The following is a 17,268-nucleotide window of genomic DNA, read 5'->3' on the forward strand; positions in this document are numbered from 1 at the left end:
GTTCAGCTCCCTTCGGAATGGTCGGCGCCGTTGAGGGCGTCCTGGAGTTGCGGGGCGCGGCTGCGGCGGCGGGGCACCGGGGGGAGTTCCTGGCCGGGCATCGGCGGTACCGGGTAGCCGCCCGCCATCGGGTCGAACTCCGCCGGGCCTGCATCGGCCGCGGGCCCGGGTTCGGGCTTTCGCCGGATCACGTCCCGGACCAGGGCGAGCAGCAGCAGCACCGCGATCGGCGCTCCGACGTACAGCACGACCTTGCCGAAGTCGTAGCCCTCGTTGCGCAGCGCCCGGACGCTGGCGACCATCACCAGCCAGACCAGCGAGACCGGGATCAGGACCTTCCAGCCCAGCTTCATGAACTGGTCGTAGCGCAGCCGGGGCAGGGTGCCGCGCAGCCAGATGAAGAAGAACAGCAGCAGCTGGATCTTGATGGTGATCCACAGCAGCGGCCACCAGCCGTGGTTGGCCCCCTCCCAGAAGGTGGAGATCGGCCAGGGGGCCCGCCAGCCGCCCAGGAACAGGGTGGAGGCGACCGCCGAGACGGTGACCATGTTGACGTACTCGGCCAGCATGAACATCGCGAACTTCAGCGAGGAGTACTCGGTGTTGAAGCCGCCGACCAGCTCGCCCTCGGCCTCCGGGAGGTCGAACGGCGCCCGGTTGGTCTCGCCGACCATCGCGATGATGTAGACGATGAAGGAGACCGGCAGCAGCACCGCGAACCAGGTCGGCTGCTGCGAGGCGACGATCTCCGAGGTGGACATCGAGCCGGAGTAGATGAACACCGCCGCGAACGACAGGCCCATCGCGATCTCGTAGCTGATCATCTGGGCGGAGGAGCGGATGCCGCCGAGCAGCGGGTAGGTGGAGCCCGAGGACCAGCCGGCCAGCACGATGCCGTAGATCCCCACCGAGGCGGTGGCCAGGATGTACAGCAGCGCGATCGGCAGGTCGGTGAGCTGCATCGGGGTCCGGGTGCCGAAGATCGAGATCTCGTCGCCGGCCGGGCCGAAGGGGATCACCGCGAAGGCCATGAAGGCGGGGATGGCGCTGACGATCGGGGCCAGGATGTAGACCGCCTTGTCGGCGCCCTTCACCACCAGGTCCTCCTTCAGCGCCAGTTTGACGCCGTCGGCCAGCGACTGCAGCAGCCCCCAGGGGCCGTGCCGGTTGGGGCCGATCCGCAGCTGCATCCAGGCGACGACCTTGCGCTCCCAGACGATCGCGATCAGCACCGTCAGGACCAGGAAGGCGAAGACGAAGACGGCCTTCAGCAGCACCAGCCACCAGGGGTCGCGGCCGAAGAAGCCCAGGGTCTCGTAGGCGGCAAGCATCATTCCTCCTCGGCCGGGGCGACGGTGACCAGGTGGCCGACGGTGGTGCCGAGGGCGCGGTGCGCGCCGCCCGGGGTGGAGTTGAGCGGCAGCCAGACCGTGCGGTCCGGGAGCCCGTCGGTCAGCTCCAGCGGCAGGACCAGGGATCCGGCCGGGCCGGTCACCTCGACCGCCCGCTCGGCGCCGATCTCCTTGGCGGTCACCGGCGACAGCCGGGCGACCGCCCGGTGCCGGGTGCCGGCCAGGTGGGTGTCGCCGTCCTGCAGCGAGCCGTTGTCCAGCAGCAGCCGGTGGCCGGCGAGGACCGCCTGGCCGGCCGCCGGGCGCGGCAGCGGGGCCGGGGCCACCGCCGGGGCGGGGGTGCGGTCGCCCTGCCACGGGGTGAAACGGTCCAGCTCCAGCCGGGCCGCGCGGACGTCCGGCAGGCTCAGCGGACGGCCGAGCGCATCGGCCAGCATGGTCAGCACCCGGACGTCCGGGTGCAGCTGGCGCTGCATCAGCTGGTCGGGCTTGAGGGCCGGCTCGAACATCCGGACCCGGCCCTCCCAGTCCAGGAAGGTGCCGGCCTTCTCGGCCACCGCGGCCACCGGCAGCACCACGTCGGCGTGGGCGGTGACGGCGGACGGCCGCAGCTCGAGCGACAGCACGAAGCCGGCCCGGGTCAGCGCCTCCTCGGCCAGTGCCGGGTCCGCCAGGTCGTCCAGGCCCACCCCGCCGAGCACCAGCGCGGTCAGGTCGCCCTGGACGGTCGCCGCCAGGATCTGGTCGGTGTCCCGGCCGGGCCGGGCCGGCAGGTCGGCGACGCCCCAGAAGGCGGCCGCCTCGGCGCGGGCGGACGGTACCGCGACCGCCCGGCCGCCGGGCAGCAGCCCGGGCAGCGCGCCGGCCTCGACGGCGCCGCGCTCCCCCGCCCGGCGCGGCACCCAGGCCAGCCGGGCGCCGGTGACGGCGGCGAGGTTCAGTGCGGCGGTCAGCGCGCCGGGGACGGTGGCCAGCCGCTCGCCGACCAGGATCACCGCGCCGGGGGCGCGCAGCCGGTCGGCCGCGCGGCCGGCGTCGTCGGCGAGCACCTCGTCGCCGGCCAGTGCGGTCAGCCACTCGGCCTCGGTGCCGGGGGCGGCCGGCAGCAGCGCGCCGCGCAGCTTGCCGAGGCCCCGGGTGGCGTGCGAGGCGATGGCGTACACCTTGAGGCCGGCCGCCCGGTTGGCCTTGCGCAGCCGCAGGAAGACGATCGGCGCCTCCTCCTCGGGTTCCAGGCCCGCGAGCAGGACCGCGGGCGCGGCCTCGAGGTCCCGGTAGGAGACCGCGTCGCCGTCCAGGTCGACCCCGCGGCCGGCGACGGCGGCGGCCAGGAAGTCCGCCTCCTCGCCGCTGTGCGGGCGGGAGCGGAAGTCCACGTCGTTGGTGCCCAGCACCACGCGGGCGAACTTGGCGTAGCCGTACGCGTCCTCGACGGTCACCCGGCCGCCGGTGAGCACCCCGGCGCGGGCGCCGCGCAGCCCCTCGGCGGCGGCGGCCAGTGCCTCGGACCAGGAGGCGGGGACGAGTTCACCGCTCCCGTCGCGGACCAGCGGGGTGGTCAGCCGGTCGCGCTGCTGTGCGTAGCGGAAGGCGAACCGGCCCTTGTCGCAGTTCCACTCCTCGTTGATCTCCGGCTCGTTGCCGGCCAGCCGGCGCAGCACCTTGCCGCGCCGGTGGTCGGTGCGCTGGCCGCAGCCGGCCGAGCAGTGCTCGCACACGCTGGGCGAGGAGACCAGGTCGAACGGGCGGGAGCGGAACCGGTAGGCGGCCGAGGTGAGGGCGCCGACCGGGCAGATCTGGATGGTGTTGCCGGAGAAGTACGACTCGAAGTCGTCGCCCTCGCCGGTGCCGACCTGCTGGAGCGCGCCGCGCTCGACCAGGTCGATGAACGGGTCCCCGGCGATCTCCTGGGAGAAGCGGGTGCAGCGGGCGCACAGCACGCAGCGCTCGCGGTCCAGCAGCACCTGGGTGGAGATCGGCACCGGCTTCTCGTAGGTCCGCTTCATGCCCTCGAACCGGGAGTCGGCGGCGCCGGTGGACATCGCCTGGTTCTGCAGCGGGCACTCGCCGCCCTTGTCGCAGACCGGGCAGTCCAGCGGGTGGTTGATCAGCAGCAGCTCCATCACGCCGCGCTGGGCCTTCTCCGCGACCGGTGAGCTGACCTGGGTGCGCACCACCATGCCCTCGGCGACCGGGATGGTGCAGGAGGCGACCGGCTTGCGCTGGCCCTCGACCTCCACGATGCACTGCCGGCAGGCCCCGGCGGGGGCGAGCAGCGGGTGGTCGCAGAAGCGCGGGATCTGGGTGCCGATCTGTTCGGCGGCGCGGATCACCAGGGTCCCCTTGGGGACCTGGACCTCGACGCCGTCGATGGTGAGCGTGACCAGCTCCACCTGGGTGGAGGGCTCAGTGATCGTCACGCGTGCACCTCCCTCTCGGTGGCGGACTCGTGGGCGGACGACCGGCCGGCCCACACCGTGGCGGCGGCCGGGTCGAAGGGGCAGCGGCGCTCGGCGAGGTGCTGCTCGTACTCGGCGCGGAAGTGCTGGAGCGAGGAGACGATCGGGCTGGCGGCGCCGTCGCCCAGGGCGCAGAAGGACTTGCCGTTGATGTTGTCGGCGATGTCGAGCAGCTTCTCCAGGTCGCCCTCGACGCCCTGGCCGGCCTCGATCCGCTTGAGCAGCTGGACCAGCCAGTAGGTGCCCTCGCGGCAGGGGGTGCACTTGCCGCAGGACTCGTGGGCGTAGAACTCGGTCCACCGGGTGACGGCCCGCACCACGCAGGTGGTCTCGTCGAAGATCTGCAGGGCCTTGGTGCCGAGCATCGAGCCGGCCGCGCCGACGCCCTCGTAGTCGAGCGGGACGTCGAGGTGCTCGTCGGTGAACATCGGGGTGGAGGAGCCGCCCGGGGTCCAGAACTTCAGCCGGTGGCCGGCCCGGATGCCGCCGCTGATGTCCAGCAGCTGGCGCAGCGTGACACCGAGCGGTGCCTCGTACTGGCCGGGGTTGGTGACGTGGCCGGAGAGCGAGTAGAGCGTGAAGCCGGGCGACTTCTCGGTGCCCAGCGACTTGAACCACTCCTTGCCGCGGGCCAGGATCGGCGGCACCGAGGCGATCGACTCGACGTTGTTGACCACGGTCGGGCAGGCGTAGAGGCCGGCGATGGCCGGGAACGGCGGCCGCAGCCGGGGCTGGCCGCGGCGGCCCTCCAGCGAGTCCAGCAGCGCGGTCTCCTCGCCGCAGATGTACGCCCCGGCGCCGGCGTGCACGGTGATGTCGAGGTCGACGCCGGAGCCGAGGATGTCCTTGCCGAGGTACCCGGCCTCGTAGGCCTCGGCAACGGCCGCGTGGAGCCGGCGCAGCACCGGGACGACCTCGCCGCGCAGGTAGATGAAGGCGTGGGTGCAGCGGATCGCGTAGGACGCGATGACCATGCCTTCGATCAGGCTGTGCGGGTTGGCGAAGAGCAGCGGGATGTCCTTGCAGGTGCCCGGCTCGGACTCGTCGGCGTTGACCACCAGGTAGTGCGGCTTGCCGTCGTTCTGCGGGATGAACTGCCACTTCATGCCGGTCGGGAAGCCGGCGCCGCCGCGGCCGCGCAGGCCGGAGTCCTTGACCAGGGCGATCAGGTCGTCGGGGGCCATGTCGAGGGCGGCCCGCAGGCCCTGGTACCCGTCGTGGCGCAGGTAGGTGTCCAGGGTCCAGGGGCGGTCGTCGTCCCAGGAGGCGGAGAGGACCGGTGAGAGGAGCTTCTCGGCCGGCTCTGCGGAGGTCATCACGCTTCCGTCCCTTCGTGCCGCGGGGAGACCACCTTGGTGCCCGGGGCGCCGGGCAGCGCCTCGCCCTTGGACAGCCGCAGGCCGGCCAGCGAGGGGGTGCCGCCGGCGCCGGAGGCGTCGACCGCGCCGGGGCGCTCGTCGGGGAAGCCGGCCAGGATCCGGGAGGTCTCCTTGAACGAGCAGAGCCGGGCGCCGCGGGTGGGCTGCGGGTCGTGGCCGGCCCGCAGGTCGTCGACCAGCTGCTTGGCGCTCTCGGGGGTCTGGTTGTCGAAGAACTCCCAGTTGACCATCACCACGGGGGCGTAGTCGCAGGCCGCGTTGCACTCGATGTGCTCGATCGAGATCTCGCCGTCGGCGGTGGTCTCGTTGTTCTTGACGCCCAGGTGGTCCTGGAGTTCGGCGAAGATCTGGTCGCCGCCGAGGACCGCGCACAGGGTGTTGGTGCAGACGCCCACGTGGTACTTCCCGGCGGGCCGGCGCCGGTACATGGTGTAGAAGGTCGCGACCGCGGTGACCTCGGCGGTGGTGAGCTCCAGCTGTTCGGCGCAGAAGCGGATCCCGGTCCGGCTGACGAAGCCCTCCTCGGCCTGCACCAGGTGCAGCAGCGGGAGCAGCGCGGAGCGGGCCACCGGGTAGCGGCCGATCAGCTCGCGGGCGTCCGCGGCGAGGCGCTCGTGCACCTCGGCCGGGTACGGCTCGGCCGGCAGTGCCGGCAGCCCGAGTTCGACGTTGGTCACCGGTCCACTCCTCCCATCACCGGGTCGATCCCGGCCACCGCGACGATCACGTCGGCGACCTGGCCGCCCTCGCACATCGCCGCCATCGTCTGCAGGTTGGTGAAGGACGGGTCCCGGAAGTGGACCCGGTAGGGCCTGGTCCCGCCGTCGCTGACCACGTGCACCCCGAGCTCGCCCTTGGGCGACTCGACCGCCGCGTAGGCCTGGCCGACCGGGACCCGGAAGCCCTCGGTGACCAGCTTGAAGTGGTGGATCAGGGCCTCCATCGAGGTGCCCATGATGGTGCGGATGTGGTCGAGCGAGTTGCCCATCCCGTCCGGGCCGACGGCCAGCTGGGCCGGCCAGGCGATCTTCTTGTCGGCGACCATGACCGGGCCGGGCTTCAGCCGGTCCAGGCACTGCTCGGCGATCCGCAGCGACTGGCGCATCTCCTCCAGCCGGATCAGGAACCGCCCGTAGGAGTCGGCGGTGTCGGCGACCGCGACCTCGAAGTCGTAGTCCTGGTACCCGCAGTACGGGTCGGACTTGCGCAGGTCGTGCGGCAGGCCGGTGGCGCGCAGGATCGGGCCGGTGGCGCCGAGCGCCAGGCAGCCGGCCAGGTCCAGGTGGCCGACGTCGACCAGCCGGGCCTTGAACACCGGGTTGTCGGTGGCCAGTTTGTCGTACTCGTGCATCCGGGAGCGGAGCAGCTTGACGCCCTCGCGGACCTGGTCGACGGCGCCGGGCGGGAGGTCCTGGGCCAGCCCGCCGGGGCGGACGTAGGCGTGGTTCATCCGCAGGCCGGTGACCAGCTCGAAGATGTCGAGGATGACCTCGCGGTCCCGGAAGCCGTAGATCATCAGGGTGGTGGAGCCGATCTCCATGCCGCCGGTGGCGAGCGCCACCAGGTGCGAGGAGATCCGGTTGAGCTCCATCATCAGGACCCGGATCACGGTGGCCCGGTCCGGGATCTGCTCGGTGATGCCGAGCAGCTTCTCCACGGCCAGGCAGTACGCGGTCTCGTTGAACAGCGGGGTCAGGTAGTCCATGCGGGTCACGAAGGTGGTGCCCTGGACCCAGTTGCGGAACTCCATGTTCTTCTCGATGCCGGTGTGCAGGTAGCCGATGCCGCAGCGGGCCTCGGTCACCGTCTCGCCGTCGATCTCCAGGATCAGCCGCAGCACGCCGTGGGTGGACGGGTGCTGGGGGCCCATGTTGACGATGATCCGCTCGTCGTCGGCGCGGCCGACGGCGTCGACCACCTCGCCCCAGTCGCCGCCGGTGACGGTGAACACCCGTCCCTCGGTGGTCTCGCGCGCCCCTGCTTCGAAGTCTGTGGTCATCAGCTGTACGACCTCCGCTGGTCGGGCGCCGGGATCTGGGCGCCCTTGTACTCGACGGGGATGCCGCCGAGCGGGTAGTCCTTGCGCTGCGGGTGACCCAGCCAGTCGTCCGGCATCATGATCCGGGTGAGCGCGGGGTGGCCCTCGAAGACCAGGCCGAAGAAGTCGTAGGTCTCGCGCTCGTGCCAGTCGTTGGTCGGGTAGACGCTGACCACGGAGGGGATCCGCGGGTCGGCGTCGGGTGCGGTGACCTCCAGCCGCAGCTGCCGGCCGTGGGTGATCGACCGCAGGTGGTAGACCGCGTGCAGTTCGCGGCCCTGGTCGCTCGGGTAGTGCACGCCGCTCACGCCGAGGCAGAGTTCGTAGCGCAGCGCCGGGTCGTCGCGCAGGATCCGTACCGTGCGCAGCAGGTGCGCGCGGTCGATGTGGAAGGTGAGTTCGCCGCGGTCGACCACGGTCTTCCCGATCACGTCGGCCGGGTCGAGGCCCTGCTCCTCCAGGGCGCCCTCCAGCTCGTCGGCGACCTCGTCGAAGTCGTGGCCGTACGGGCGGACGCTGGCCGGCGGCAGCACGATCGGTGCGCTGAGGCCGCCGAAGCCGGAGGTGTCGCCGGTGCCGTGGGCGCCGAACATGCCCTGGCGGCGGCCGACCACCTCGACCGGCAGCTCGGTGCGGTGCGGTTCCTTGCGGGTGGCGGGGACGGTGGCGTCGTCGTCGCTCATCGCAGCAGCCCCCGCATCTCGCTGACCGGGGTGGCCTGCAGGGCGAACCGCTCGGCCTCCTCCTCGGCGCGGCGCTTGTTGACCCCGAGCTTCTCGTGCTGGATCTTGTCGTGCAGCTTGATGATCGCGTCGAGCAGCATCTCCGGCCGCGGCGGGCAGCCCGGCAGGTAGATGTCCACGGGCACGATGTGGTCGACGCCCTGGACGATCGCGTAGTTGTTGAACATGCCGCCGGAGGATGCGCAGACGCCCATCGAGATGACCCACTTGGGGTTCGGCATCTGGTCGTACACCTGGCGCAGCACCGGGGCCATCTTCTGGCTCACCCGCCCTGCCACGATCATCAGATCGGCCTGCCGGGGCGAGCCGCGGAAGACCTCCATGCCGAACCGGGCCAGGTCGTAGCGGCCCGCGCCGGTGGTCATCATCTCGATCGCGCAGCAGGCGAGTCCGAAGGTGGCGGGGAAGACAGACGCCTTCCGCACCCACCCGGCGGCGGCCTCCACGCTGGTGAGCAGAAAGCCGCTCGGCAGCTTCTCCTCGATTCCCATCAGTTCCCTCTCAATGCGATCCAAGTCCGGTGGCGATGACGCCCGTTCACCTTGCGCGCCGGTTCACAAGGCCCGTCCGGTCAGTCCCACTCCAGACCGCCGCGGCGCCACACGTAGGCGTACGCGACGAAGACGGTGGCGATGAAGAGCAGCATCTCGACCAGCCCGAAGATCCCCAGGGCGTCGAAGCTGACCGCCCACGGGTAGAGGAAGACGATCTCGATGTCGAAGACGATGAAGAGCATCGCCGTCAGGTAGTACTTGATCGGGAACCGACCGCCGCCCACGGGCTGCGGGGTCGGCTCGATGCCGCACTCGTACGCCTCCAACTTGGCCCGGTTGTAGCGCTTGGGGCCGGTCAGTGAGGCCATCGTGACGGAGCCGACCGCGAACGCCGCCGCGATGGCACCGAGTACGAGGATCGGCGCGTAGGCATTCATAAGCCCCCGCTCCCTCCGTCCAGTCGTCCTTGACTGCAGATCGGAACCGCGGGATCACCGCAGGTGAACCCGTGATCCACTTACTGAGATCCAACTCATGTGAGGCAGTTCACAAAGCCTGGATCGAGCGCATCCTATGCCTGTCGGCTTGTGATCTGCGACACGCAGTTCCAGACGATCTTTGTGATCTGCGACACCTCGCAAACGACCACCAAGGCGATCAAGTCGCAATCAATCAACACAGCGGAGGCATATGGGCACAATCAGTCGCATTCAACGGTGAACCGACAGGTCAGAGGCCTTCGCCTATATCAACCATGGGCCGCCCGAGGCAAATTTCAGCCACCCCAGGTTGACGTGTTATAGGCCCTCACCCGCGAGAGTGGCCGGCCCGGTGCACCCGCTTGACCCTTTGTTCACAAGGGCACGAGAGGCGCCGCGCGGCCTGCGCACGACACCGGCGGCGCACCGCGGCCACACTGGGACCAGGGCCCGCCCGGCGGGCCCGGCGAGAGGAGCGGGCCATGCCTCTTCCCCGGTACGGCGTCGCGATCGGCACCTTCCACGACTTCGGACGCGACCCCCAGCACGAGTACGGCGAGTGGTACCACGGCCACCTGGTCCTGAGCGTCCCCACCGGGCTGTGGGAGGCCGCGCTGGACGTCGACTCGCCGAGCGGGGTCGGGGTGGCGTACCGCCTGGTCACCGGCCTCGACGGGACGGTCCTCGGCGCACTGCGGGGGCTGCCCGACGGCTTCCACCCGCTCTCCCCGGACCCCGGCTCGGGCGCGCTGGACTACCAGCGCAGCCCGTTCCTCCAGGACCCGCCCTGGCTGCCGCCGCTGCGGCTGCTGGTCCGGCGGGCGGCGGAGTTCCTGCTCCACCCGCCGCCCGGCGCCCCGGTCTGCGGCCCCAACCTGGCCGACCGGCTGGCCGCGCTCCTCGCCCACCTTCGCCGGGACATCCACCCGTGGGTCGCCAGCGACGGGGACAACGCGCTCGACGTGCTGGAGCCGAGGCTGCGCTCGGCGAGCCGGCTGTACGTCTTCGGGCAGAGCTTCGCCGACGGCCCGGGCGTGCACGACGTGCACCTCAACCAGGGTGACCCGGTGGGCAGTCAGTGGTGGGACACGGACGGCGTGTGGCAGGACGGCGCGGTGCTCTGCGAGCGCGCGGACGGTCGGCTGACGGCCTGGCAGATCCGGTTCAACACCCAGCGGCTGCCCACCGACGGGCAGGGGCACCCGCGCTGAGCGGCGGGTGCCGCAGTGCCGGGCGGGACGCAGGAGTAGCCGCAGCGGGAGCGGGCATTGATGACACGGCCATGCCATTAACGCCCGTTCACCGACCGGAGGTCACCCCCGTATGAGGCGCAAGCACTGGGCCCTGCTCCTGGCCGCCACCGTCGTCCCGCTCACCCTGTCCACCACCGCCCGCGCCGCCGAGGCCGCACCCGCCGCACCGGCGGCGGACTGCACCTACACACCGACCCCGCCGGCCGACAACTTCAAGGGGATCCCGGTCTTCGACGCGGTCAAGGCCGCCAAGCCGTTCAAGGCGACCCTGCGGACCAAGCAGGGCGACATCACCTTCAAGGCGCTCACCGACAAGGCCCCGTGCACCACCTTCTCGTTCCGGTTCCTCGCCGAGCACGACTACTTCGACAAGAGCCACTGCCACCGCCTCACCACCCAGCGGATCTTCGTGCTGCAGTGCGGCGACCCGACCGGCACCGGCAGCGGCGGTCCCGGCTACTCCTTCCCCGACGAGAACCTGACCGGCGCCACCTACCCGGCCGGCACCGTGGCGATGGCCAACGCCGGGCCGAACACCAACGGCAGCCAGTTCTTCTTCGTCTGGAAGGACACCAAGCTCTCCCCCGCCTACACCCCCTTCGGGCAGGTCACCGGCGGCCTGGACGTGCTGCAGAAGATCGCGGCGGCCGGCGAGGACGACCAGAACGGCCCCGGCGACGGCTACCCGGCGCTGAAGACCGACATCCGCAACGTCAAGATCTCCAAGGGCTGACCGGCCGCCGCCGTCCCGTACGGTGGGGGCCCACCCCTCGCCGTACGGGAGCCGCCGCATGGACCGCAGCACCACCTGGGAGAGCGTCGACCGGCTGGTCGCCTGGCTGGACCGGGAGAGCGCGGTGCCACCGGGCGACCGGCGGCTGCTGCGGATCCTCAAGGTCACCGAGGAGGTCGGCGAGGTCGGGCAGGCCGTCATCGGCGCCACCGGCCAGAACCCGCGCAAGGGGGTCACCCACGGCTGGGAGGACGTCCAGGACGAGCTCTGCGACGTGGTCCTGTCGGCGCTGGTCGCCCTGCGCACCCTCACCCCGGACGCCCGCGAGGTCTTCGAGCGGCGGCTGGCGCACGTCCGGCAGCGCTCGCTCGGCACCCTGGCGACCGAGCGGCTGGAACTGGTCCCGCTGCGCGAGGAGCACGCCGAGGAGATGGCCCGGGTGCTCGCCGACCCGGCCCTGTACGCCTTCACCGGCGGCGGGCCGGAGACCGCCGACGGCCTGCGGGCCCGGTACCGCCGGCAGGCCGCGGGCTCGCCCGAGCCCGGGGTGGGCTGGCTGAACTGGGCCGTGCGGCTGTGCGCGGAGGACCGCCTGGTCGGCTACGTCCAGGCCACCGTCAGCGGCCGCACCGCCGAACTGGCCTGGGTGGTCGGCACCCCGTGGCAGGGTCTTGGCATCGCCGCCGAGGCCGCCCGGGCGGTCGCGATCGAGCTGACGGCGGGAGCGGCCGACACCCTGGTCGCCCACATCCACCCCGACCACCACGCCTCCGCCAGGGTGGCCGCCGCCCTCGGCCTCGCCCCCACCGACCGGTGGTACGACGGCGAACGCCGCTGGGAGTCCTGAGCCCGGGCGCCCGCCCGGCGGCTACTGCTCGCCGAGCGCCATCCACTTCTCCGGCTTCGCCAGCGGCTCGAACCCGACCTTCGCGTACACCTCGTGGGCGTCGGCGGTGGCCAGCAGGACCCGGCGCAGGCCGTCCCCGGCCAGCTCGTCGCGGACCGCGGCGGCCAGCGCCGTGCCCAGCCCCTTGCCGCGGGCGGCCGGGGCGATGTACACGTCGCAGAGCCAGCCGAAGGTGGCCCGGTCGGTGACCACCCGGGCGTAGCCGAGCTGCGCGCCCGAAACCCGGTCGTACACCCCGAAGTTGAGCGATCCGGCGATGGCGCGGTCCTGCTTCTCGCGGCTGCGGCCGAGCGCCCAGTAGGCGTCCTCGGACAGCCAGCGGTGGACCAGCGCCGCGTCCAGGCGCGCCGGGTCGGTGGAGATCTCGTAGCCCTCGGGCAGTTCGGTGGTCATGCCCCGGATCCAAGCAGCCCGGCGGGTCCGGCGGCCACCGGAAATGTCCGGCGGCCGCGGGCCCGGTCCGGGCTCAGGCGTTGGGGGCCACCTTGGTCAGGCCGTTGATCAGGCGGTCCATCGCGTCGCCGCCCTGTGGGTCGGTCAGGTTGGCCAGCAGCTTGAGCGTGAACTTCATCAGCAGCGGGTGGGTCAGGCCGCGTTCGGTGGCGATCTTCATCACCTTGGGGCTGCCGAGCAGCTTCACGAAGGCGCGGCCGAGCGTGTAGTAGCCGCCGTAGACCTCCTTGAGCACCTTCGGGTAGCTGTGCAGCACCCGCTCGCGGCCGGCCTCGGTGATCCGGGCCGAGGCCTGCACGATGACGCCGGCGGCGATCTGGCCGGACTCCATCGCGTAGGCGATGCCCTCGCCGTTGAACGGGTTCACCATCCCGCCCGCGTCGCCGACCAGCAGCAGGCCGCGGGTGTAGTGCGGCTGCCGGTTGAAGGCCATCGGCAGCGCGGCGCCGCGGATCTTCTCGGTCATGTTCTCCGGCGTGTAGCCCCACTCCTCGGGCATGCCGGAGCACCAGGTGGTCAGCACCTCGGGCCAGTTGAGGTTGCCGAAGGCCGGCGAGGAGTTGAGGATGCCGAGGCCCACGTTGGAGGTGCCGTCGCCCATGCCGAAGATCCAGCCGTAGCCGGGCAGCAGCTCGTCCTTCTTGCGCGGGTCGCGCAGCTCCAGCCAGGACTCCAGGTAGTCGTCGTCGTGGCGGGGCGAGGTGAAGTACGTCCGGTAGGCGACGCCCATCGGCCGGTCCTCCATCCGGTGCAGGCCCATCGCGACCGACAGCCGGGTGGAGTTGCCGTCGGCGGCCACCACCAGCGGGGCCTTGAAGACCACCGCCCGCTTCTCCTCGCCCACCTTGGCGGTGACGCCGGTGATCCGGCCGGTGCGCTCGTCCAGCACCGGGCCGGTGACGTTGCACCGCTCGTACAGCCGGGCCCCGGCCTTCTGGGCCTGACGGGCCAGCAGCTCGTCGAAGTCGGCGCGCTTGCGGACCAGGCCGTAGTCGGGGAAGGCGGCCAGCTCGGGCCAGTCCAGCTCCAGCCGGACGCCACCGCCGATGATCCGCAGGCCCTTGTTGTGCAGCCAGCCGTTCTCGGTGGAGACGTCGATGCCCATGTCCACCAACTGCTTGGTGGCGCGCGGGGTCAGGCCGTCGCCGCAGACCTTCTCCCGCGGGAACTCGGTCTTCTCCAGCAGCAGCACGTCCAGCCCGGCCTGGGCCAGGTAGTACGCCGTGGTGGAGCCCGCCGGGCCGGCACCGACCACGATGACGTCCGCGGTGCTCTCCACGGGGCTCGCCGGCTTCGTCAGATCGGCTGCGGTGTCGGTGGTCACGGCTGGCACTCTCCTGGACACGACGGTGGGGGCCCGGGGCGGACCCCGAGCAGTTTATGGCGTGGTGCGGCGCTCAGGCCTTGAAGCCCCGGTGCAGGGCGACGATGCCGCCGGTCAGGTTGCGCCAGGCGACCCTGGACCAGCCGGCCTGCTGCAGCTTGACCGACAGCGCGGGCTGGTCGGGCCAGGAGCGGATCGACTCGGCCAGGTAGACGTAGGCGTCCGGGTTGCTGCTGACCGCGGTCGCCACCGGGGGCAGCGCGCGCATCAGGTACTCGGTGTAGACCGTGCGCAGCGGGGTCCAGGTCGGGGTGGAGAACTCGCAGATCACCAGCTGGCCACCGGGCTTGGTGACCCGGTACAGCTCGCGCAGCGCGGCGTCGGTGTCCTGGACGTTGCGCAGGGCGAAGGAGATGGTGACGGCGTCGAAGACCCCGTCGGCGAAGGGCAGCCGGGTGGCGTCACCCGCGGTCAGCGCCAGGTCGGGGTGGCGGCGCTTGCCCTCGGCCAGCATGCCGAGCGAGAAGTCGCACGGGACCACCTCGGCGCCGGCCTCGGCGAAGGGCAGCGAGGAGGTGCCGGTGCCGGCCCCCAGGTCGAGGACCCGCTGCCCGGGCCCGGCCCCGACGGCGTCGGCCACGGCGCGGCGCCAGAGGCGGGTCTGGCCGAGGGAGAGGACGTCGTTGGTGCGGTCGTACTTCGCCGCGACGTCGTCGAACATCGCGGCGACTTCGTGCGGCTGCTTGTCCAGGGAGGCTCGGGTCACGCCCCCCATTGTTCACCTTGGCACCGGCGCCCCGGGCGACGGGGTGCGGTCCGGCACGGCGCACGCCGTCGCCGTGCGCCCCTGCGGGCCCCGGTACGCCGGTGCCGCCGGTACCCGCCGAGCACGAACCTCCGCACGCCCGGCGCGCCGCCGGCCGCCGGGGGCGTGCCCGGCGCTCAGCGCACGGCGCGCCGGCCGCCCTTGCGGCGGCGGCGGGAGCGCTTGCCGTGGGTGATCGCGGGCATCCCCTCGCCGAGGGCCTCGGCGGCCAGCGCGACGGTGGTGCGGACCCGGCCGCTGCGCTGCTCCCGCACCGGGTTGGCCCGGCGGTGGCGCCAGATCCGGGCCACGCACAGCGCGCAGAGCATCAGCGCGACCGGCACGCTGGTCTGCGCCAGGCCGACGCCCACCGGCTGCGGGTAGCGGTTGCCGCAGACCCGGACGGCGCCGGGGTCGTCGGCGGCGTGCTCCAGGCAGATCGGGGCGCCCAGCGCGGCGTTCTCGGGCAGCCACAGGTCGGTGGCGGTCAGCTGGCGCCCGTCGGCCTGGTAGCGGACCTGGCTGTAGGTGCCGCTGCCGCCGGGCAGCTGGGTGATGGTGCCCTCGACCCGGACCGGGTTGGCCGCGATCCGGTCCGCCTGGTCGGCCTGGCGCCAGCCGAGCAGGCAGAGCCCGAGCGCGAGCACCGCGCTGAGCACGGCGACCAGGTACCAGCCGCGGCCCAGCCGGGGCCGGACCGAGGGCCCGAGGGGCCCGTTCGGTCGGGGGGCGGTCGCGGATTGCATGGTTCCCTGTCCTGGCTGCCGTCACCTGAGTGGCTGTCCGGGATCGTAACCGCTGGCGGGGCCTCAGGTCACGGCGGGCGCTGATCATCCGATATGAGGATCACCACGCCCGGAGCGGTTTCCGGCCGCCCCGAGGTGGGAAACTCACGCCGCGTCACCGCCGCCGGTGGACCAGCCGTCCGCCCAGCACGGTCGCCAGGCAGCAGCCCGCGCCGAGCCGGGCCAGCTCCTCGACCGACTCCGCCTCGAACACCGCGAAGTCCGCCGCCCCACCGACCGTCAGTGCACGGTGCACCAGTTCGCCGGGCGCTCCGGCGGCCAGCGGGTCCAGCCCGCCCGGGGCCCCGTCGCCGGGCAGCGCGGTGAGCCCGGAGCGGGTCACCGCGGTGCGGACCGCGGGCAGTTCGAACGGACCGGCCACCGCCGTCGTCCCGTACGCCAGCATCCGCTGCAGCCCGCGCCGGGCGCTGCCGCCGCGGCGGTCCGCCGCGACCTCGGTGAGCAGCGGCTCACTGCCCAACTCCTCCCGCGGGTCCGGGTGGTACGCGCGTTCCAGCAGCCAGTGCCCGTACGGGTTGCGCAGGCCCGGCAGCAGCAGGCCGCCCCACTCCCGCACCCGGGCACCGGACCCGGCCAGCTCCGGGTACGGCCCGAACGCGGCCACCACGGCGCCGTCGACCAGCACCGCCCCGTCGGGGATCGACGGGGCGGCGGGGTCGGCCGGGTCGGGCACCAGCAGGCCGGCCCGATGGAGGGTCAGCATCAGCTGGTGGAGAGGATCTTCAGCTCGGGGTGGGCGGTGCCGCCGTCCAGCGCGGTGGACGCGATGTGGGAGGCCACCCGCGGGTCGACCGGGTCGTTCGCCGGGTCGTCCAGCACCCGCAGGTGCTGGTAGGTGGTGGAGCGCTGGGCCGGGGTGCGGTCGGCCGCCCGGATCAGGTGGATCAGCTCGGTCAGGTTGGAGCGGTGCTTGGCACCCGCCATCGAGACCACGTTCTCCTCCAGCATGACCGAGCCCAGGTCGTCCGCGCCGTAGTGCAGCGACAGCTGGCCGGCCTCCTTGCCGGTGGTCAGCCAGGAGCCCTGGATGTGGGCCACGTTGTCGAGGAACAGCCGGGCGATGGAGATCATCCGCAGGTACTCGAAGACGGTGGCCTGGGTCCGGCCCTTGAGGTGGTTGTTCTGCGGCTGGTAGGTGTACGGGATGAAGGCCCGGAAGCCGCCCGTGCGGTCCTGCACGTCGCGGATCATCCGCAGGTGCTCGATCCGCTCGGCGTTGGTCTCGCCGGTGCCCATCAGCATGGTGGAGGTGGACTCCACGCCCAGGCCGTGCGCGGTCTCCATGATCTCCAGCCAGCGCTCGCCGGACTCCTTGAGCGGGGCGATCGCCTTGCGCGGCCGCTCGGGCAGGAGTTCGGCGCCGGCGCCGGCGAAGGAGTCCAGGCCCGCCTTGTTGATCCGGGTGATGGCCTCCTCGATGGAGACCCCGGAGATCCGGGCCATGTGCTCGACCTCGGACGCGCCGAGGGAGTGGATCACCAGCTGCGGGAAGTCGGCCTTGATCGCGGCGAACGCCGTCTCGTAGTACTCCACGCCGTAGTCCGGGTGGTGGCCGCCCTGGAACATGATCTGCGTGCCGCCCAGCTCCACCGTCTCCGCGCAGCGGCGCAGGATCTCGTCGAGGTCGCGGGACCAGCCCTTGTCGCTCTTGGGCGCCACGTAGAAGGCGCAGAACTTGCACGCCGTCACGCAGACGTTGGTGTAGTTGATGTTGCGCTCGATGATGTACGTCGCGATGTGCTCGGTGCCCGCGTAGCGGCGGCGGCGCACGGCGTCGGCGGCGGAGCCGAGCGCGTGCAGCGGCGCGGAGCGGTACAGCTCCAGCGCCTCCTCGGCCGTGATCCGGCCACCGGCGGCCGCGCGGTCCAGGACAGCCTGCAGGTCGGCGGCGACGGGGGCGCCCCCGGCCGAGGGCAGGGGGAGGGTCTGCTCGGACACCTGGCGGGCCTTCTTTCTGTCCATCCATCGGGTCGCCTCAGCCGGGCACGGAAGCCCGGCCGACATGACCGAACCAGCCTACGCCAGCCCTCTGCGGCCCCTGCC

General features: G+C 72.2%; 17 protein-coding genes. 3 read left to right on the forward strand and 14 right to left on the reverse strand.

What is annotated here, in order from left to right; translation table 11 throughout:
• Nucleotides 1-2: 2 nt before the first annotated feature.
• From nuoH to AC2TEW_RS10850, 8 genes are all read right to left on the reverse strand, one after another.
• Complete coding sequence (gene nuoH, locus AC2TEW_RS10815) at nucleotides 3-1,334, reverse strand: NADH-quinone oxidoreductase subunit NuoH (RefSeq protein ID WP_484623163.1); 1,332 nt, start codon at nucleotides 1,332-1,334, stop codon at nucleotides 3-5.
• Complete coding sequence (locus tag AC2TEW_RS10820) at nucleotides 1,331-3,772, reverse strand: NADH-quinone oxidoreductase subunit G (protein WP_484623164.1); 2,442 nt, start codon at nucleotides 3,770-3,772, stop codon at nucleotides 1,331-1,333. The genes nuoH and AC2TEW_RS10820 overlap by 4 nt, the downstream gene beginning before the upstream one ends.
• On the reverse strand, nucleotides 3,769-5,127 hold the full coding sequence (gene nuoF / locus AC2TEW_RS10825; RefSeq protein WP_484623165.1) for an NADH-quinone oxidoreductase subunit NuoF: 1,359 nt from the start codon (nucleotides 5,125-5,127) through the stop codon (nucleotides 3,769-3,771). The genes AC2TEW_RS10820 and nuoF overlap by 4 nt, the downstream gene beginning before the upstream one ends.
• Nucleotides 5,127-5,867: an NADH-quinone oxidoreductase subunit NuoE gene (nuoE, locus tag AC2TEW_RS10830; protein ID WP_484623166.1), complete on the reverse strand. Its 741-nt coding sequence runs from the start codon at nucleotides 5,865-5,867 to the stop codon at nucleotides 5,127-5,129. The genes nuoF and nuoE overlap by 1 nt, the downstream gene beginning before the upstream one ends.
• A complete protein-coding gene (locus AC2TEW_RS10835) occupies nucleotides 5,864-7,189 on the reverse strand; it encodes an NADH-quinone oxidoreductase subunit D (RefSeq protein ID WP_484623167.1) in 1,326 nt (441 codons plus the stop codon). Before AC2TEW_RS10835 ends, nuoE begins: the two co-directional genes overlap by 4 nt.
• Nucleotides 7,189-7,911: an NADH-quinone oxidoreductase subunit C gene (locus AC2TEW_RS10840; RefSeq protein WP_484623168.1), complete on the reverse strand. Its 723-nt coding sequence runs from the start codon at nucleotides 7,909-7,911 to the stop codon at nucleotides 7,189-7,191. The genes AC2TEW_RS10835 and AC2TEW_RS10840 overlap by 1 nt, the downstream gene beginning before the upstream one ends.
• Nucleotides 7,908-8,462: a NuoB/complex I 20 kDa subunit family protein gene (locus tag AC2TEW_RS10845; RefSeq protein WP_359887315.1), complete on the reverse strand. Its 555-nt coding sequence runs from the start codon at nucleotides 8,460-8,462 to the stop codon at nucleotides 7,908-7,910. The genes AC2TEW_RS10840 and AC2TEW_RS10845 overlap by 4 nt, the downstream gene beginning before the upstream one ends.
• 80 nt (nucleotides 8,463-8,542) lie before the next feature.
• Nucleotides 8,543-8,902, reverse strand: a complete 360-nt coding sequence (locus AC2TEW_RS10850; protein WP_033822576.1) for an NADH-quinone oxidoreductase subunit A — start codon at nucleotides 8,900-8,902, stop codon at nucleotides 8,543-8,545.
• Nucleotides 8,903-9,426: 524 nt separating this feature from the next.
• On the opposite strand from AC2TEW_RS10850, the gene AC2TEW_RS10855 reads away from it, so the two are divergent.
• The 3 genes from AC2TEW_RS10855 (at nucleotide 9,427) to AC2TEW_RS10865 (ending at nucleotide 11,777) form a co-directional block, all read left to right on the forward strand.
• On the forward strand, nucleotides 9,427-10,155 hold the full coding sequence (locus AC2TEW_RS10855; protein WP_484623169.1) for a DUF2278 family protein: 729 nt from the start codon (nucleotides 9,427-9,429) through the stop codon (nucleotides 10,153-10,155).
• Between the two features lie 112 nt (nucleotides 10,156-10,267).
• Nucleotides 10,268-10,930 (forward strand): peptidylprolyl isomerase, encoded by a 663-nt coding sequence (locus AC2TEW_RS10860; RefSeq protein WP_484623170.1) that lies wholly within the window; start codon nucleotides 10,268-10,270, stop codon nucleotides 10,928-10,930.
• 58 nt (nucleotides 10,931-10,988) lie between these two features.
• Complete coding sequence (locus AC2TEW_RS10865; protein WP_484623171.1) at nucleotides 10,989-11,777, forward strand: GNAT family N-acetyltransferase; 789 nt, start codon at nucleotides 10,989-10,991, stop codon at nucleotides 11,775-11,777.
• A 21-nt stretch (nucleotides 11,778-11,798) separates the two neighbouring features.
• Here the strand turns inward: AC2TEW_RS10865 and AC2TEW_RS10870 are convergent, their stop codons facing one another.
• The 6 genes from AC2TEW_RS10870 to mqnC all read right to left on the reverse strand — a co-directional run bounded on the left by AC2TEW_RS10870 (nucleotide 11,799) and on the right by mqnC (nucleotide 17,187).
• Nucleotides 11,799-12,230 carry a GNAT family N-acetyltransferase gene (locus tag AC2TEW_RS10870; protein ID WP_484623172.1) on the reverse strand — a complete coding sequence of 144 codons (432 nt, stop codon included), beginning with the start codon at nucleotides 12,228-12,230 and terminating at the stop codon, nucleotides 11,799-11,801.
• A 73-nt stretch (nucleotides 12,231-12,303) separates the two neighbouring features.
• Nucleotides 12,304-13,590, reverse strand: coding sequence for a geranylgeranyl reductase family protein (locus AC2TEW_RS10875; protein ID WP_033822589.1), 1,287 nt, complete (start codon nucleotides 13,588-13,590; stop codon nucleotides 12,304-12,306).
• A gap of 97 nt (nucleotides 13,591-13,687) precedes the next feature.
• On the reverse strand, nucleotides 13,688-14,380 hold the full coding sequence (locus tag AC2TEW_RS10880) for a demethylmenaquinone methyltransferase (protein ID WP_484623173.1): 693 nt from the start codon (nucleotides 14,378-14,380) through the stop codon (nucleotides 13,688-13,690).
• 176 nt (nucleotides 14,381-14,556) lie between these two features.
• Nucleotides 14,557-15,165 carry a DUF3592 domain-containing protein gene (locus AC2TEW_RS10885; protein ID WP_484623174.1) on the reverse strand — a complete coding sequence of 203 codons (609 nt, stop codon included), beginning with the start codon at nucleotides 15,163-15,165 and terminating at the stop codon, nucleotides 14,557-14,559.
• Nucleotides 15,166-15,319: 154 nt separating this feature from the next.
• Nucleotides 15,320-15,928: a hypothetical protein gene (locus tag AC2TEW_RS10890; RefSeq protein WP_484623175.1), complete on the reverse strand. Its 609-nt coding sequence runs from the start codon at nucleotides 15,926-15,928 to the stop codon at nucleotides 15,320-15,322.
• Complete coding sequence (gene mqnC / locus AC2TEW_RS10895; RefSeq protein WP_484623176.1) at nucleotides 15,928-17,187, reverse strand: cyclic dehypoxanthinyl futalosine synthase; 1,260 nt, start codon at nucleotides 17,185-17,187, stop codon at nucleotides 15,928-15,930. Before mqnC ends, AC2TEW_RS10890 begins: the two co-directional genes overlap by 1 nt.
• Nucleotides 17,188-17,268: the final 81 nt, after the last annotated feature.

This window comes from Kitasatospora sp. NEAU-CNBT7 (assembly GCF_057220535.1).

Excerpts from the sequence above, each read along its gene's own strand:
- nuoH (WP_484623163.1), bottom strand. The coding sequence starts at position 1,334 with ATGATGCTTGCCGCCTACGAGACCCTGGGCTTCTTCGGCCGCGACCCC.
- nuoF (WP_484623165.1), bottom strand. The coding sequence starts at position 5,127 with ATGACCTCCGCAGAGCCGGCCGAGAAGCTCCTCTCACCGGTCCTCTCC.
- AC2TEW_RS10835 (WP_484623167.1), bottom strand. The coding sequence starts at position 7,189 with ATGACCACAGACTTCGAAGCAGGGGCGCGCGAGACCACCGAGGGACGG.
- AC2TEW_RS10840 (WP_484623168.1), bottom strand. The coding sequence starts at position 7,911 with ATGAGCGACGACGACGCCACCGTCCCCGCCACCCGCAAGGAACCGCAC.
- AC2TEW_RS10845 (WP_359887315.1), bottom strand. The coding sequence starts at position 8,462 with ATGGGAATCGAGGAGAAGCTGCCGAGCGGCTTTCTGCTCACCAGCGTG.
- AC2TEW_RS10850 (WP_033822576.1), bottom strand. The coding sequence starts at position 8,902 with ATGAATGCCTACGCGCCGATCCTCGTACTCGGTGCCATCGCGGCGGCG.
- AC2TEW_RS10855 (WP_484623169.1), top strand. The coding sequence starts at position 9,427 with ATGCCTCTTCCCCGGTACGGCGTCGCGATCGGCACCTTCCACGACTTC.
- AC2TEW_RS10860 (WP_484623170.1), top strand. The coding sequence starts at position 10,268 with ATGAGGCGCAAGCACTGGGCCCTGCTCCTGGCCGCCACCGTCGTCCCG.
- AC2TEW_RS10865 (WP_484623171.1), top strand. The coding sequence starts at position 10,989 with ATGGACCGCAGCACCACCTGGGAGAGCGTCGACCGGCTGGTCGCCTGG.
- AC2TEW_RS10870 (WP_484623172.1), bottom strand. The coding sequence starts at position 12,230 with ATGACCACCGAACTGCCCGAGGGCTACGAGATCTCCACCGACCCGGCG.
- AC2TEW_RS10885 (WP_484623174.1), bottom strand. The coding sequence starts at position 15,165 with ATGCAATCCGCGACCGCCCCCCGACCGAACGGGCCCCTCGGGCCCTCG.
- AC2TEW_RS10890 (WP_484623175.1), bottom strand. The coding sequence starts at position 15,928 with ATGCTGACCCTCCATCGGGCCGGCCTGCTGGTGCCCGACCCGGCCGAC.
- mqnC (WP_484623176.1), bottom strand. The coding sequence starts at position 17,187 with ATGGACAGAAAGAAGGCCCGCCAGGTGTCCGAGCAGACCCTCCCCCTG.